Origin of the sequence: Asticcacaulis currens, assembly GCF_028550395.1 — a bacterium.
Taxonomy (GTDB): Bacteria; Pseudomonadota; Alphaproteobacteria; order Caulobacterales; family Caulobacteraceae; genus Asticcacaulis; species Asticcacaulis currens.
Genome location: NZ_JAQQKW010000001.1, coordinates 581,164 through 595,135 on the forward strand (window position 1 = coordinate 581,164; position 13,972 = coordinate 595,135).

Here is a 13,972-nt window from a genome sequence, read left to right on the forward strand (position 1 = left end):
GGAGGGGCTCCCCCCGAAAGATAGGGACTTTTCATGGCAAGTCTTAAGGACATGCGCAATCAGATCGGAAGCGTGAAAGCCACGCAGAAGATCACCAAGGCCATGCAAATGGTCGCCGCCGCCAAGCTCAAGCGGGCTCAGGATGCGGCGGAAAACGCGCGCCCCTATGCCAAGCGCATGGCCTCGGTTATCGCCAACCTCGCCAAGGGTGTGTCGGGCGACGCCGCGCCGCTGCTTCTGGCCGGTACGGGTTCGACCCAAAAGCACCTCGTGGTCGTAGCGACCGCTGACCGTGGTCTGGCCGGTGGCTTCAACTCGGCCATTGCCCGCGCCGCGCGTGACCACATCCGCGCGCTGTTGGCCGAAGGCAAGACGGTGCGCGTGATTACCGTGGGCCGTAAGGGCCGTGATCAGCTCAAGCGTCTGTTCGGCGACCTTTTCGTCGAAAGCTTTGAGCTGGGCAAGGCTTTGGACCTCACGACGGTTCAGCCCATCGCCGAAGCCATCTTCAAGGAATTCGACGAAGGCCGTGCCGATGTCGTGACCCTTTTCTACAGCCAGTTCAAGTCGGTGATCTCTCAGGTCCCGGCAGCGAAGCAACTGATCCCGGCTCAGATCGAAGCCTCTGCCGAAGACACATCCGGTGGCGCGGTCTATAGCTACGAGCCGTCGGAAGAAGAGATCCTCGAAACCCTGCTGCCGCGCAATCTGACGGTACAGATCCTGTCGTCGCTTCTGGAAAACAATGCGGGCTTCTATGCCTCCCAGATGAGCGCCATGGACAATGCGACGCGCAATGCGGGCGAGATGATCAACGCGCTCAATCTTCAATACAACCGTAAACGTCAGGCCCAGATCACGACCGAACTGATCGAGATCATCGCCGGTGCCGAAGCTCTCTAAGGACACTCCCATGACCGCTCATCAGCAAATTACGGCCGGTAAGGGCCGCATCTCTCAGGTCATCGGCGCCGTCGTCGATGTCGAGTTCGACGGCAACCTGCCGGCCATCCTGAACGCGCTTGAAACCACCAACACCGCCTCCGGCGCGCGTCTGGTGCTCGAAGTCGCCCAGCACCTCGGCGAAAACGCTGTGCGCACCATCGCCATGGACGCCACCGAAGGTCTGGTTCGTGGTCAGGAAGTCACCGACCTCGGTGCCCCGATCACCGTGCCGGTCGGCCCGGCGACGCTTGGCCGCATCATGAACGTCATCGGTGAGCCGATCGACGAAGCCGGTCCGATCGAGACCACCTATTTCAACCCGATCCACGCCGACGCCCCGGCCTTCGAAGATCAGGCTACGGCGGCTGAAATCCTCGTCACCGGCATCAAGGTCATCGACCTGATCTGCCCCTATGCCAAGGGCGGCAAGATCGGCCTGTTCGGCGGTGCCGGCGTTGGCAAGACCGTGACCATTCAGGAACTGATCAACAACATCGCCAAGGCCTACGGCGGTTATTCGGTGTTCGCCGGCGTCGGTGAACGTACCCGCGAAGGCAACGACCTCTATCACGAAATGATCGAGTCGAAGGTGAACGAGCACGGCGGTGGCGGCAATTCGCGCTGCACCCTCGTCTATGGTCAGATGAACGAGCCTCCCGGCGCGCGTGCCCGCGTCGCCCTGACCGGCCTGGCTCAGGCCGAGTACTTCCGCGATCAGGAAGGCAAGGACGTGCTGTTCTTCGTGGACAACATCTTCCGCTTCACGCAGGCCGGTTCGGAAGTGTCGGCTCTGCTGGGTCGTATTCCGTCGGCCGTGGGCTATCAGCCGACGCTCGCCACCGAAATGGGCAAGCTGCAAGAGCGCATCACCTCGACCAAGAAGGGCTCGATCACCTCGGTTCAGGCCGTGTACGTGCCCGCCGACGACCTGACCGACCCGGCGCCCGCCACCTCGTTCGCCCACCTCGACGCTACGACCGTTCTGTCGCGTTCGATCGCCGAACAGGGCATCTATCCGGCCGTTGACCCGCTTGACTCGACCTCGCGTATCCTTGATCCGCGCATCGTCGGCGAAGAGCACTATCAGGTTGCCACGCGCGTTCAGGAAATCCTGCAACAGTACAAGGCCCTGAAGGACATCATCGCCATCCTCGGCATGGACGAGCTGTCGGAAGAAGACAAGCTGATCGTGGCCCGCGCCCGCAAGATCCAGCGCTTCCTGTCGCAGCCCTTCCACGTCGCCGAAATCTTCACCGGCACGCCGGGCGTGCTGATGAAGATCGAAGACACCATCAAGGGCTTCAAGGGTCTGTGCAACGGTGACTACGACCACCTGCCGGAAGCGGCCTTCTACATGGTCGGCGGCATCGAAGAAGCCATCGCCAAGGCCGAACGTCTGGCGGCGGAAGCCTAAGCACTTCACTTGAAAGTCACGGGCTTTGCCCGCCGACTTTCAAGTGGGATCAACAAGGTGAAAATTTTCCAGGGCCGGCCCGTCGAAAATTTTCTCATTTGGGTAAAGGGTGAGCCGCTACGGCGGCCCACCGATTAAGGGACGCCGGATATGGCTGACAAACTTCACGTTTCGCTGGTGACCCCGGAAAAGGAACTCTTTGCCGGTGACGTCGATCAGGTCATCGCACCGGGTTCTGAAGGTGAATTCGGCGTTCTCGCGGGCCACGCGCCGCTGATGACGACCCTGACCGAAGGTACGGTGACCATCCTCAACGGCGACCAGAAGCGCATGTTTCAGGTCATCGGCGGCTTCGCGGATGTCAATGCCGAAGGCATAACCATCCTGGCCGAACGCGCCGAGGAGTATATCGAAACGGTCCACTAAACCGTTTTGAAAATGGAATACAAAACCCCGCCGGATTACTCCGGCGGGGTTTTTGTTTCTCAGGCTCGCGCGCGCTGATCGAGATTGCGCAGAAAGTCGATCGAGCGGCTGACCTCGGACATGCCCTCGTGATGTTCCTCGACGACGTGGTTGAGCCCACCCAGGGTGCGTTCGATATGGCCGCTCTGGGCGAAGATGTCCTCGATATGGGCGACCGTATCGCGATAGCGCTGGCTTTCCTCGCCGAACTGCGTGCGCGTCGCTTCGATGATGCCGCCCAGTTGCTGAAGCGAGGCCTCGATGCCGCCGATGGCCGACTGCGTATGGGTCAGGGCCGATTTGGTATCGCTGGCCAGCTTCTTGACCTCGCCCGCCACCACCGAAAAGCCGCGTCCGGCCTCACCGGCGCGCGCCGCCTCGATCGTGGCATTGAGCGCCAGCAGATTGGTCTGCGAGGTGATGGAGTCGATGACCGACAGAACCTGACGCAGGTTCGACAGGGCGGTATTCAGCGTGCTGAACTCCTGCGACAACTGTTCGGTGTGGTTGTCCTGACCGGCCACGGCGCGGCGGTCGCTGTCCATCGCGTGTTTGATGCCGTCCATCACCTTGCCCACGTCCCCGATCTCGGTCAGGGCGGATTCGATCTTGCCAGTTAGTCCGACGTGCTGGGCGATGGTGTCGATAACCCCGCTGCGCAGCTTGTTAAGGATTTCGGCGCGGTTGAGCTTGCAACGGGCGAAATAGTTGACAAAGCGCGCGTAGTGGATCGGGAAGTTGTCGATAAACTCATCCTGATAGCCGGCTTGTTCCACATCGAAAAAGACGATCGCACTGAGGGTCTGGTTGATATTGATGCCGAACAGTTCGCCGAAGGTCGAAAACCCGGCCACGGGGGCGGGCCATATGCCACCCGTCTGGCTGAGGCGGTTGTCATTGGTCACCCGACGCAGAATGCAGTCATTGAGAAGCGCCCCGATGGGCTTGGGTTTGCCACGCAGGAACTGAGCTACATCCTTGCGCGTCTGCTCGACAAAATCCGTGGTTTCCAGCAGGATCAGCTCGTCACCCGATCCGACATCGCAATAGAAGGTCACACTGCCGCACTCGAAGTCGATCCGCGCCACTGAGCGCACGAACAGCTCGCCGTCGATTTCGATACCAAAAGCGCGGCCTTCTAGGGTTTTTTCCAATTCTGACGGTTTGATGCGCAGAGATTGGCACAGGGCGTCAACAAAAGGCACGACCTGATTGCGCTGTGAATCGTAGATGGCGCTGACCGTGCGCCTGTTGGGGTCGGCATCGACCACGACGAAGGCCGGTCCGATCTTGCGGAAATTCTGGCTTTTCAGCACGCCGTAGCGCTTGCCGGGGGCCATGCGGACCAGGGCAAAGACCGCGTGGTTTTCCAGCACGCGCTGCCCGTCAAACAGGCATGTTTTCTGAAAGTCCATCTTGCCGCCGGCCGACCCCCCGACAAACAGGCAGGGGAAGCGCCCGCTCTTATAGACGGCCTCCATGAAATAACTTTCGGACAGCGAGGCGCCGTCCACAAAGGTCAGGGCGAAGGTCTCCTGCGCGCTGATCGGCGTGGTGGGTGGCAAACGGTTCAGGGCCTCCGCGATCTTGTCCACCCGTTCGGCGCGCGACAGGGTGGCGTGCCCCTTACGGATGTCATCGCAGTAGAGTGGTACAGTGTGGAGGCTGACCCCGGCTATCAGTTCTGGCGAAAAGGCCTGGATCACCACATTGTCCCAACCGTCGCCTGCCTGGCAGTAGGGGGCTTCACCGTTCTGGGCACACAGTTCACCGGCGGAGGTGGAAACGATCAGCGGTGCGTCACCGGCAAGGCTTTTGAGGCGGCGGCAGACCTCTTCAAAGGCGATGTGCGGCGACACAAAGGCCAGTACCAGAGCAGCGGGCCGTGCCCCGAAGCGGAACTGTTCGGGGGTGATCTGGCCGAGGCGGCTGTCGCTGCGTAAGATGCGGATGGTCTCAGAGGGCGGCATGGACTGGGGTGGCGGGGCCGCTTCGAAAATCGGCTCAGGGGCACGGACCGTGGCGGCAGTCGTCTTCCTGAAAAACATGAGGCACTTCCCTGATCAGATCGCTTTTGGGCGTATCCTGTGCCTCAGATTATAAACAAAGGTTAACGGCGTTACGCGAAACGGTGCGCCGTCACCCTATCGCAGGGGCGGCGCACCGATTCGGATAAAATATGTTGATATTATTGGCTTATTTTTTTGTGTCGCATTTTGCGACAGAGCGTCGCAGGATGGGCTATTCCACGCCTTCGACGACGACCATGTTGAATTCAGCCGCGTTCAGGCGGTGTTCGCGGGCGGCCTGATATTCCGGCGAGTTGTAATAGCCCAGTGCGGCCTCATAAGACGGGAACTCAAGGATCACCACGCGCGGGAAACCTTCACCTTCCAGCACCTGCGAGCGGCCCCCGCGCGCCAGCGGCGTCATGTTGAACGCTTCGGCGGGCGCTTTCGTCCCAGCGCCGTATCTGGCGTAGGATTCCGGGTCGGTGACCTTGGCCTGTGCGATGATATAGGCTTTGGGCATGGGGGAGGCTCCTCGATTTTTTTGTTGGATGCCTCCCGGTTAGCAAGAATTTCCACAAAAGCCTACATTTTAACGGGCTTTGGGACTATATAGCGGCCAAAGGCTCGCGCCCGAAAGTGGATGTCCGGTTTTGGGCCAACCGCGAGCCGTCTGACACATGACGCGCCCTTTTCTCAAGATGAACGGCCTCGGCAACGATTTCGTGGTCGTCGATGCCCGCCAGACCCCTTTTAGCCCCTCAGCCACTCAGGTGAAGGCGTGGGGGGATCGTGCGTCCGGCATCGGCTTCGATCAGCTTATCGCCATCGAGGGCTCGGCATCGGGTAACGCTTTCATGCGCGTGTGGAATTCCGACGGCGGCACGGTTGAAACGTGTGGCAATGCCTTGCGTTGCGTGAGCTGGTACCTTGACCGCGAAACCCCCGGTGCGGACCTTCACATCGACACCTTGGGGGGCGCGACGACAGCGAAGGTGCTGGAGCGCGATGCGGCAACCGGCATGGCGAGCGTTGATATGGGCGAGCCGCGCCTCGACTGGACGCAGATTCCGTTGTCGGAAGAAATGAATACCGAACGGCTGGAGCTTCAGGTCGGGCCAATCGACGCGCCGCTTTATCACACGCCGTGCGCCGTCTCGATGGGCAATCCGCACGTGGTCTTCTTTGTTGAAGACGTGGCGGCGGTCGATGTCGAACGCACGGGCAGCTTGATCGAAAACCATCCCTTATTTCCGGAAGGGGTGAATGTTGAGTTTGCGCAAGTTATCGACCGCAACACCATCCGTATGCGGGTTTGGGAACGCGGGGCCGGTATTACCAAAGCCTGCGGCACCGGGGCGTGCGCCACCCTGGTCGCCTGCGCGCGACGCGGCCTGAGCGACCGCCACGCCACGGTTATTATGGATGGAGGTCCGCTGCATATACTGTGGCGGCAAGCGGACGACCACGTCATTATGACAGGGCCGGTCGAGGTCGAATTCGAAGGCCAGCTCAATGGCTGACGGTCATGCCCATCTCAACGAAGAGGTTCCTGCAGAACCGCCTGCCACACCCACGGGCCTGACATCGGGTGTCGAGGTGGTGACCTTCGGCTGCCGTCTCAATTCCTACGAGTCAGAACAGATTCGCAAGGTCGCCGCTGAAGACGGGCTCGACGGAGCTATCATTTTCAACACCTGCGCCGTGACGGGCGAGGCCGTGCGTCAGGCACGTCAGGCCATCCGCCGCGCGCGCAAGGAAAACCCGGACGCGCGCCTGATCGTTACCGGCTGCGCGGCTCAAACCGATCCTGACACTTTCGCCACTATGGGAGAAGTTGATTTCATTATCGGCAATGGCAACAAAGCCAAGGCTGGGGCCTACGCGCTGACGCCCGACTCAGCGCGCATTGCGGTCAACGACATCTTTTCGGTGCGTGAAACCGCTGGTCATCTGATTGACGGGTTGAAGGACCGCGCCCGCGCCTATGTCGAGGTCCAGAACGGCTGCGATCACCGCTGCACCTTCTGCATCATCCCCTACGGGCGTGGTAATTCACGCTCTGCGGCGGCGGGTGATGTTGTGGGGCAGATTTCGCGGCTGGTCGCTGAAGGCTATAATGAGGTGGTTCTGACGGGGGTCGATCTCACGTCCTGGGGCAATGATCTGCCGGGTCAGCCGCAACTGGGGCATTTGGTGGCGCGTATTCTCAAGCACGTGCCCGACCTTAACCGTCTGCGTCTGTCGTCTATTGATGCGGCGGAAATCGACGACACCCTGCTGCGCCTGTTTGCCGAAGAAGAGCGTCTGGCCCCCTATCTGCACCTGTCCTTGCAGCACGGCGATGACCTGATCCTCAAGCGCATGAAGCGTCGCCACCTACGCGATGACGCCATCAAACTGGTGCAGCAGGTGCGCGCATTGCGCCCGGACGTGGCCTTCGGGGCCGATATGATTGCGGGGTTTCCGACCGAAAGCGAAGCGCACTTCGCCAATTCGCTGGCTCTGGTCGATGAGTGCGACCTAGCCTTCCTGCACGTCTTCCCCTACAGCCCGCGCCCGCAGACCCCGGCGGCGAAAATTCCGCAACTGCCACGCGCCCTGATCAAGGAGCGCGCCGCGCGTCTGCGCGCTAAGGCGGCGGAGGCCCTGACGCGACATCTCGATAAGCAGGTGGGGCGCGAGGTCTCGGCAGTTGTCGAAAAGCCCGGCTTTGCCCGCGCGGCGGACTTTACCGAGGTGCTTTTTGACGCTGACGCGCCAGAGAAAGTAAATGTCGGGGGTATTGCCTCTTTGCGTATTACCGGCCATGACGGAAAACGCGCGCGGGCTATGCTGAAATAGCCCCTCACCCCGACCCTCTCCCGCCACCGGGCGAGGGGGAGATACTGATGACCGAGAAAAAACCCGGCTGGTTTTCGCGCCTGACGCAGGGCCTGTCGAAGACCTCTCAGCAACTGACCGAGCAGGTGACGAGCGTCTTCGTCGCCAACAAAACGCTGGACGCTGCCGCCGTCGAGGCGCTGGAGGACATGCTGATCGAAAGCGATTTCGGTCCCCATATCGCTGCCTCCATCGCGGGCAAGATGGCCGCCAAAAAATTCGCTTCGACCGATGACCACGCCGTTAAGGAGGCGTTGGCCGAGGCCATTGCCGAGGAACTGAAAGGCCGCGAGGACAGCTTTGACCCGCTGTCGGGCCCCAAGCCCTACATCGTGCTGTTTGTCGGAGTGAACGGGTCGGGCAAGACGACGACTCTTGGCAAGATCGCCGCCTCACTGACGGCGAAGGGCGCGAAGGTGCTGATCGTGGCGGGAGATACTTTCCGCGCCGCTGCCGTCGAGCAGCTCAAGGTATGGGCCGAACGCGCGAAGGCTGACTTTATGGGTCGCAAAACCGGGGCCGATGCGGCCGGTCTGGCCTACGACGCCACGCTGCGCGCCAAGGAAGAGGGCTATGATGTCGTTCTGATCGACACGGCGGGTCGCCTTCAGAACAAGCAGCAACTGATGGATGAGCTGTTGAAGATCGTCCGCGTCATTAAGAAGGTCGATGCGGATGCCCCGCACGAGACGCTTCTGGTGCTCGATGCCACGGTGGGCCGCAACGCGCTCAGTCAGGAACAGATATTCGGGCGTCAGGCCTTTGTGTCGGGCCTTGTCATGACCAAGCTGGACGGCACGGCGCGTGGCGGCATCCTTGTCCCGATCGCCAAGGCCTCTGACGCGCCGATCAAGCTGATCGGCGTGGGGGAAGATATCGACGACCTGCAACCGTTCCGCGCCAATGCTTTTGCCCGCTCGATGGTCGGGCTTGAACCCCTTGGAGAGTAAAATGTCTACCCCCAAGCCTGAACCGCGCATCGAAATCACCGAGGCTCAGGCCGAGGCCCTGCCCGAAGCGATCGTGCCCGACGCCCCGGAACCGGCGGCAACCAACTGGACCAAAACGGCCATTGACTTCGGCCCGGTGGTCGGTTTCGGCCTGAGCTTCTTCATCTTCCGTGCGCTGAAGGTCGGTGGGACGGACGCCACCGCGCCGATGATCTGGGCGACGGGTGTGCTGATCGTCGTTTCGGTGCTGGCGTTGATCGCCGCCTATATTATCGAGAAGCGCGTGGCGTGGATTCCGCTGGTGGCGACCCTGTTCGCGATTCCCATGGGTCTTATGACCATCTTCTTTCACGATCCCGTTTTTATCAAAGTCAAGGTGACCGTGATCAACCTGCTGATCGGCGGCATTCTGGCGATTGCGGCGCTGATGAAAAAATATCCGCTCAAGAGCCTGATCAAAGACACGCTGAAGCTCAAGGAAGAGGCCTGGCCCAAGCTGACCTGGCTCTATGTCGGCTTTTATGCCGTAATGGCGCTGGCCAATGAGATTGTCTGGCGCACGCAGTCGGATAGTGTGTGGGTGACGTGGAAGATGGCGTCACTCTTTGGCGGACCCATTGTCTTTACACTGATACTGACCCCTTTCCTGATGAAGAATATGCTGCCGGAAACGAAGCCGTCCGCCTCCTGAGGACACTCCGTCAGTATGCGGATGGATTTGTCGTAATTTTGTAGTATAGTGGTGCTTAAATAGCGTCGTTCAGCATGGGGACGGCGCATGAAAAAGCACAAGCGTAATCATTTCGAGGGTTCGGACTTGCTGGAAAATTCGCCGTCGCATCTTCTCCATCGGGTGCTGCAAATCGCCCTCGATATCTATACCGAGGAAACCGGCGATAGTGCCCTGACGCAGCGACAATACGCCCTGCTTCTGGCCGCCGACTCGTCTGAGGGCCTGACCCAGACCGATCTGGTCAAGGCCACAGGTATTGACCGTTCTACGTTGGCCGACATGGTGGCGCGGCTGATTGCCAAGGGGCTTCTTGCGCGTGAACGTTCGGCCACTGATGCCCGCGCCAATCTGGTCCGCCTGTCAGACGAAGGTCGTGCGGCCCTGACTGAAATTCGGCCCAAGGTCGAGGCGGCGGATGAGCGCATCTTGTCCCTGCTGTCCCCGCCCAAGCGCGACAGCTTCCTTAAGCTGCTGCGCCGTATCGCCGCTGTGCGCGAAGAGGATGCCGAAGAGGCGCCGCGCAAGGTGAAGGGCGATAAGAAAGCTGACAAGAAAAAGAAGGGCAAGAAGGCCGGTAAAAAGCACAAGGAGCCGCTGCCTTTTCCCGCGCTGAACGAAGGCATTGCCTCGGAAAAGCAGGACGCCTGATCATACCTCCCCGACGCGCCGGGGAGGGGGGGTGCCCGAACCGTGGGCGAGATGCGGTGGCGGGGGTGTTAGAAGCCCCGATCTCATAATTCGTACTAAATCCGGATATTCAGCAGGCTGCCTGGACGCAGCATCTGCATGTCTTCGGGTTTGGTGCCCTGAGCGATCTCGGCGGCCTTGAAGGTGGCTGGCGTAACGCCTGCCGGTTTCGGTGCGGGCTGGTCGATGGACGCAGCCTGACCCGTCGCCTGACGGAAAAAAGCCTTCTGAGCCGACAGGGCGTCGTTGAAACGCGCGGCGGCGTCGGCGGCCGGTTTCTGCGGGGCAGCCGGTGTAGCGGCGCGACCGAGAAGCATCTGGGACAGGGAAGGCGGGATAGTGCTCATACCGCCTTTATGCCGTGATTCAGGTATTTAAATGGTTAATGCCGATTAAGCCTTTTACACTTTCAGCTTGGGGCGCACGCGGCTTAAGCCCCCGTCCACCCCCAACACCTGCCCGGTAATCCAGTCGTTTTGCGGATCGAGCAGGAAGGCAATGGCGCGCGCGACGTCTTCGGGCTTTCCCAGCCGCCCGAGGGCGTGCATCGACTCAGACACGCGACGTCCCGCATCCGATCCGACCAGCCCCGCCGTCAGCGGCGTTTCGACCAGACCGGGGGCGATGGCGTTGATACGCAGGTTTTGCCCCGCATAGGAGGCTGCCGCCGAACGCGTCAGGCCAATGACCCCCGCCTTGGCGGCGGCAATGGCCTCGTGATTGGCCAGCCCTTCGAGCGCGGCGGCTGACGACAGCAACACTACGGAGCCGCCTTCGGTCATGTGCCGGGCGGCGGCGCGCACCGTGGCAAAGGCCGTGGTGAGCGAGGCCGTGATGGTGGCGTCGTACTGGCTGCGGCTAGTCAGGCCTGCGGATTTCAGCAGCAGCGACCCGGCCAGATTGACCGCCCCGTCTAACTTGCCAGCCTTGGCAAACACGGCGTCCACCGCATCGAAATCCGAGGCATCCAGCAGGTAATCCGGGGCGATCGTGCGGTCGCTGCGGGCGGCGGTCATCACCTCGTGCCCGCCCTGCCGCAGATGCTGTACAAGGCTCTGTCCGATGCCGGACCCTGCTGCAATGATCAGATAACGCGCCATAGTCGAACTCCTGTTTGCGCCTTTTACGGCGGACAGGCGGCCTCAGACCAGTCGCTTGCGCAGGGCGGCGGACGTCATGTCGATCAGAATGACGGCGGCAATGATGATCAGGGCGATGGCCGAGACGCGGGCATAGTTGAAGCTGTTGATATTGTCGAACAGCACCTGCCCGATCCCCCCAGCGCCGATCAGCCCCAGCACCGTGGCCGAACGTGCACTCGATTCGAAGCGGTAAAGCGCGAAGGAGGTCCACAAGGGCCCGACCTGAGGCAGCACACCCCAGACGATTTCCTGAAGGCGGGTACCGCCTGTGGCCCGCACGCCTTCGATGGGCGGCTGATCGACGGCTTCGACCGCCTCCGAAAACAGCTTGGCCAGCACCCCCGTATTGTGCAGGGCCAGTGCCAGCACCCCGGCCAGCGGCCCTGGCCCCACGGCCACCAGAAAGGCGGTGCCAAGCACCAACTCGTTGACGGCGCGCAGCATATCCATCGCGCGCCTGACGGGGAAGCTGATCCACGCCGGGGCGATATTGGTGGCACACAAGAGCGAAAAGGGGATCGCCAGCCCTATCGACAGCACCGTACCCCAGATGGCGACCTGTATCGTCACCCACATTTCGCGAACATAGTAGGCGATGGTTGTCCGGTCTGAAAAATCAGGATGCAGATAGTCGCGCAAATAGGTGCTTGTATTTCCCCAGTTACGACCCAGAAGCGGCAGATCGCCGATCTGAGCGCCCTTGAAACTGAGAGCCAGTAAAAGGCCGAACCCCAGCCACAGCCCCCAGGTCAGCAGTTTGTCCCGTAAGGACGTCCGCGGCGGGCGCAGCGCGTCGAGCGAAGCGGTTTCGGCCATTATTGCGCGTCGGGCCGTTTATCGGTCAGGGCATCCGGCAGGGCCTGCGGGGCGGCTCTCTGAGCGGCGGCTTCGCGTGAAATCGCCTGAAGGTCGGACTCAGCCTTGCGGATAGCGGCGGCATCGCCGCCGTTGCGCGCCTTCATCAACGCTTCGGCCGCCTCCATTTCGCGCACGGGCAGAAGGTGCGAATTGTCCGCCGGCTTGAACACGCCAAAGATCAGGTTGTTCAGTATCTTGAGCTGACGCTGGCCTTCGGCGTCTGTGCCGGTGCCGTAGGACAGGAAAAAGGAGCGTATCTTTTCCTTGGTCGCCGGGTCGAGATCCTTGCGATAGATAATGGGGTCTTCGGGTAGGGTTGGAGAGGTCCAGATGATCTTGATCTGCTTCAGCTTTTCCGGAGATACTTCGGCCATTCGCTCGAGCGAGGCATTGTTGTTGGTGGCCGCATCGACCATGCCGTTGGCCACGGCCTGAAAATTGGCCTCGTGACTGCCTGAACGCACGCTCTTGAAGCACTTGGCCGGATCGACCTTGTGCGGCAGGAAGAAGTAGGTCATTGGCGCCAGCGTTCCGGAGGTCGATTTCACATCCCCAAGGCCAAAGCTGCGCTTGCCATCACATTTCAGCAGGTCTTCGGCGGTCAGCGGGGAATCGGCGCGGGCGATGATAACGCTCTGATAGCCATCGACGCCCGATGGGTCGGACGAGCGCGCAAAGACCTCGCCATCGGCTCGCCGCACGGCCTCAAGGCCGGAGGCATTGGAAAACCAGCCGACCTGCACCTGATTGAAGCGCATGGCCTCGATCAGCGCCGTGTAGTTGGAGCCGAAGAAGGGTTTTACCTTCAGCCCGGTCTGCTTTTCCATGTCGGCCAGAAACGGCCGCCACAGGGGTTCCTGATTCTGCGCATTTTCGGTGGAGAGGATGGAGAAGCTGATTTCCGTGCGTGGGCCTCTGGTCTGATCGACCTTACCACAGCCCGACGTCAGGAAGGGCAGGGCGATCGCCGAAGCCGACAAACCTCTCAGCATATCCTTGCGCGACAGGGTCATGACGGGTCTCTCCAATAGGCCTGCTCGATCTCAGGGCCATAGATTTCGCTCAGGCGGTCCGGGTTCAGGCCATCGGCAGGACCGTCATATACGATCTTGCCGTCCTTGAGGGCCAGAATACGGTCGCAATATTTCATAGCATAGTCCACCTGATGTAAGGTGACGATGACCCCGACGCCACGGTCTTCGTTGAGATGAACGAGAAGCTCCATCACCTTGCGCGCCGTCACCGGGTCAAGCGAGGCGACCGGTTCGTCGGCGAGGATAAGGCGGGCATCCTGCACGATGGCCCGCGCAATCGCCCCCCGCTGCTGCTGTCCGCCGGACAGGGTCTTGGCGCGCTGCGATGCCTTGTCAGCTATGCCCACCGTATCGAGCGCCCGCATTACGCGTTGCTTTTCTTCGGGGGTCCACAGACCGAACAGTCCACGCAGGGGGGGGATGCGCCCCAGAAGCCCCAGCGCCGCATTAGTAAACAGGCTGAGCCGTCCGACAAGATTGAATTGCTGCGCTACCATGCCGAGATCGGCGCGCGCGGCCCGTACATCAGCCCCCAGCCGCCCATCCATCTGAACCGTTCGTCCCAGAACGATGACAGGGCCCGAACCGGCATCCCCAAGGATAAGGCCAGACAGGCTACGCAACAGGGTCGACTTGCCCGATCCCGAGGGCCCGATCAGGCCAATGCGTTCAGGACGGGTCATGGTGAAGGAGACCTCATCCAGCGCCTTGAATGTCCGCGCCGCGTCAGGGCTCTGCGCTAGAAGCGCAAAGCTTTTCGACAGTGACTGAACTTCGACCAGGCTCGGCATATGCGTTCACGGGTGCGCCCCGTTCCCCCCTGTGCTGTCGGTCCCTGACCGTTTTGGCGTT

Annotated in this window: 15 protein-coding genes; 8 read left to right on the forward strand and 7 right to left on the reverse strand. The window is 61.2% G+C overall.

Annotated features, from left to right (window positions below; genetic code table 11):
- Window positions 1-33: 33 nt before the first annotated feature.
- The 3 genes from PQU94_RS02500 to PQU94_RS02510 all read left to right on the forward strand — a co-directional run bounded on the left by PQU94_RS02500 (window position 34) and on the right by PQU94_RS02510 (window position 2,785).
- Window positions 34-903, forward strand: a complete 870-nt coding sequence (locus PQU94_RS02500) for a F0F1 ATP synthase subunit gamma (protein ID WP_272739904.1) — start codon at window positions 34-36, stop codon at window positions 901-903.
- A 10-nt stretch (window positions 904-913) separates the two neighbouring features.
- Entirely contained in the window at window positions 914-2,359 is a 1,446-nt protein-coding gene (gene atpD, locus PQU94_RS02505) for a F0F1 ATP synthase subunit beta (protein ID WP_126421871.1), read from the forward strand.
- Between the two features lie 150 nt (window positions 2,360-2,509).
- Entirely contained in the window at window positions 2,510-2,785 is a 276-nt protein-coding gene (locus PQU94_RS02510) for an ATP synthase F1 subunit epsilon (RefSeq protein WP_272739905.1), read from the forward strand.
- Between the two features lie 59 nt (window positions 2,786-2,844).
- Here PQU94_RS02510 and PQU94_RS02515 read toward each other — a convergent pair whose 3' ends face one another.
- Both PQU94_RS02515 and PQU94_RS02520 read right to left on the reverse strand, forming a co-directional pair.
- On the reverse strand, window positions 2,845-4,872 hold the full coding sequence (locus tag PQU94_RS02515) for a methyl-accepting chemotaxis protein (protein WP_272739906.1): 2,028 nt from the start codon (window positions 4,870-4,872) through the stop codon (window positions 2,845-2,847).
- A 193-nt stretch (window positions 4,873-5,065) separates the two neighbouring features.
- On the reverse strand, window positions 5,066-5,356 hold the full coding sequence (locus PQU94_RS02520; RefSeq protein ID WP_272739907.1) for a DUF1330 domain-containing protein: 291 nt from the start codon (window positions 5,354-5,356) through the stop codon (window positions 5,066-5,068).
- A 157-nt stretch (window positions 5,357-5,513) separates the two neighbouring features.
- Between PQU94_RS02520 and dapF the strand changes: the two genes are divergently transcribed.
- From dapF to PQU94_RS02545, 5 genes are all read left to right on the forward strand, one after another.
- Window positions 5,514-6,356, forward strand: a complete 843-nt coding sequence (gene dapF / locus PQU94_RS02525) for a diaminopimelate epimerase (protein ID WP_272739908.1) — start codon at window positions 5,514-5,516, stop codon at window positions 6,354-6,356.
- The gene (mtaB, locus tag PQU94_RS02530; RefSeq protein WP_272739909.1) at window positions 6,349-7,677 is read left to right on the forward strand and encodes a tRNA (N(6)-L-threonylcarbamoyladenosine(37)-C(2))-methylthiotransferase MtaB; all 1,329 of its coding nucleotides are present in this window, start codon (window positions 6,349-6,351) and stop codon (window positions 7,675-7,677) included. Before dapF ends, mtaB begins: the two co-directional genes overlap by 8 nt.
- A 47-nt stretch (window positions 7,678-7,724) precedes the next feature.
- Entirely contained in the window at window positions 7,725-8,666 is a 942-nt protein-coding gene (gene ftsY, locus PQU94_RS02535) for a signal recognition particle-docking protein FtsY (protein ID WP_272739910.1), read from the forward strand.
- A gap of 1 nt (window position 8,667) precedes the next feature.
- The gene (locus PQU94_RS02540; protein ID WP_272739911.1) at window positions 8,668-9,357 is read left to right on the forward strand and encodes an inner membrane-spanning protein YciB; all 690 of its coding nucleotides are present in this window, start codon (window positions 8,668-8,670) and stop codon (window positions 9,355-9,357) included.
- Window positions 9,358-9,444: 87 nt separating this feature from the next.
- On the forward strand, window positions 9,445-10,047 hold the full coding sequence (locus tag PQU94_RS02545) for a MarR family winged helix-turn-helix transcriptional regulator (RefSeq protein ID WP_272739912.1): 603 nt from the start codon (window positions 9,445-9,447) through the stop codon (window positions 10,045-10,047).
- 95 nt (window positions 10,048-10,142) lie between these two features.
- On the opposite strand, the gene PQU94_RS02550 is transcribed toward PQU94_RS02545, so the two are convergent.
- From PQU94_RS02550 to PQU94_RS02570, 5 genes are read right to left on the reverse strand one after another with little or no spacing between them, the layout of a single operon-like run.
- On the reverse strand, window positions 10,143-10,433 hold the full coding sequence (locus PQU94_RS02550) for a hypothetical protein (RefSeq protein ID WP_272739913.1): 291 nt from the start codon (window positions 10,431-10,433) through the stop codon (window positions 10,143-10,145).
- 54 nt (window positions 10,434-10,487) lie between these two features.
- Window positions 10,488-11,186, reverse strand: a complete 699-nt coding sequence (locus PQU94_RS02555; RefSeq protein WP_272739914.1) for an SDR family oxidoreductase — start codon at window positions 11,184-11,186, stop codon at window positions 10,488-10,490.
- 42 nt (window positions 11,187-11,228) lie between these two features.
- Entirely contained in the window at window positions 11,229-12,044 is an 816-nt protein-coding gene (phnE, locus tag PQU94_RS02560) for a phosphonate ABC transporter, permease protein PhnE (protein ID WP_272739915.1), read from the reverse strand.
- Entirely contained in the window at window positions 12,044-13,099 is a 1,056-nt protein-coding gene (phnD, locus tag PQU94_RS02565; RefSeq protein WP_272739916.1) for a phosphate/phosphite/phosphonate ABC transporter substrate-binding protein, read from the reverse strand. Before phnD ends, phnE begins: the two co-directional genes overlap by 1 nt.
- Window positions 13,096-13,911 (reverse strand): phosphonate ABC transporter ATP-binding protein, encoded by an 816-nt coding sequence (locus tag PQU94_RS02570; RefSeq protein WP_272739917.1) that lies wholly within the window; start codon window positions 13,909-13,911, stop codon window positions 13,096-13,098. Before PQU94_RS02570 ends, phnD begins: the two co-directional genes overlap by 4 nt.
- Window positions 13,912-13,972: the final 61 nt, after the last annotated feature.

Coding starts and splice junctions, on each gene's coding strand:
- PQU94_RS02500 (WP_272739904.1), top strand. CDS start 34: ATGGCAAGTCTTAAGGACATGCGCAATCAGATCGGAAGCGTGAAAGCC.
- atpD (WP_126421871.1), top strand. CDS start 914: ATGACCGCTCATCAGCAAATTACGGCCGGTAAGGGCCGCATCTCTCAG.
- PQU94_RS02510 (WP_272739905.1), top strand. CDS start 2,510: ATGGCTGACAAACTTCACGTTTCGCTGGTGACCCCGGAAAAGGAACTC.
- PQU94_RS02515 (WP_272739906.1), bottom strand. CDS start 4,872: ATGTTTTTCAGGAAGACGACTGCCGCCACGGTCCGTGCCCCTGAGCCG.
- PQU94_RS02520 (WP_272739907.1), bottom strand. CDS start 5,356: ATGCCCAAAGCCTATATCATCGCACAGGCCAAGGTCACCGACCCGGAA.
- dapF (WP_272739908.1), top strand. CDS start 5,514: ATGACGCGCCCTTTTCTCAAGATGAACGGCCTCGGCAACGATTTCGTG.
- mtaB (WP_272739909.1), top strand. CDS start 6,349: ATGGCTGACGGTCATGCCCATCTCAACGAAGAGGTTCCTGCAGAACCG.
- ftsY (WP_272739910.1), top strand. CDS start 7,725: ATGACCGAGAAAAAACCCGGCTGGTTTTCGCGCCTGACGCAGGGCCTG.
- PQU94_RS02540 (WP_272739911.1), top strand. CDS start 8,668: ATGTCTACCCCCAAGCCTGAACCGCGCATCGAAATCACCGAGGCTCAG.
- PQU94_RS02545 (WP_272739912.1), top strand. CDS start 9,445: ATGAAAAAGCACAAGCGTAATCATTTCGAGGGTTCGGACTTGCTGGAA.
- PQU94_RS02550 (WP_272739913.1), bottom strand. CDS start 10,433: ATGAGCACTATCCCGCCTTCCCTGTCCCAGATGCTTCTCGGTCGCGCC.
- PQU94_RS02555 (WP_272739914.1), bottom strand. CDS start 11,186: ATGGCGCGTTATCTGATCATTGCAGCAGGGTCCGGCATCGGACAGAGC.
- phnE (WP_272739915.1), bottom strand. CDS start 12,044: ATGGCCGAAACCGCTTCGCTCGACGCGCTGCGCCCGCCGCGGACGTCC.
- phnD (WP_272739916.1), bottom strand. CDS start 13,099: ATGACCCTGTCGCGCAAGGATATGCTGAGAGGTTTGTCGGCTTCGGCG.
- PQU94_RS02570 (WP_272739917.1), bottom strand. CDS start 13,911: ATGCCGAGCCTGGTCGAAGTTCAGTCACTGTCGAAAAGCTTTGCGCTT.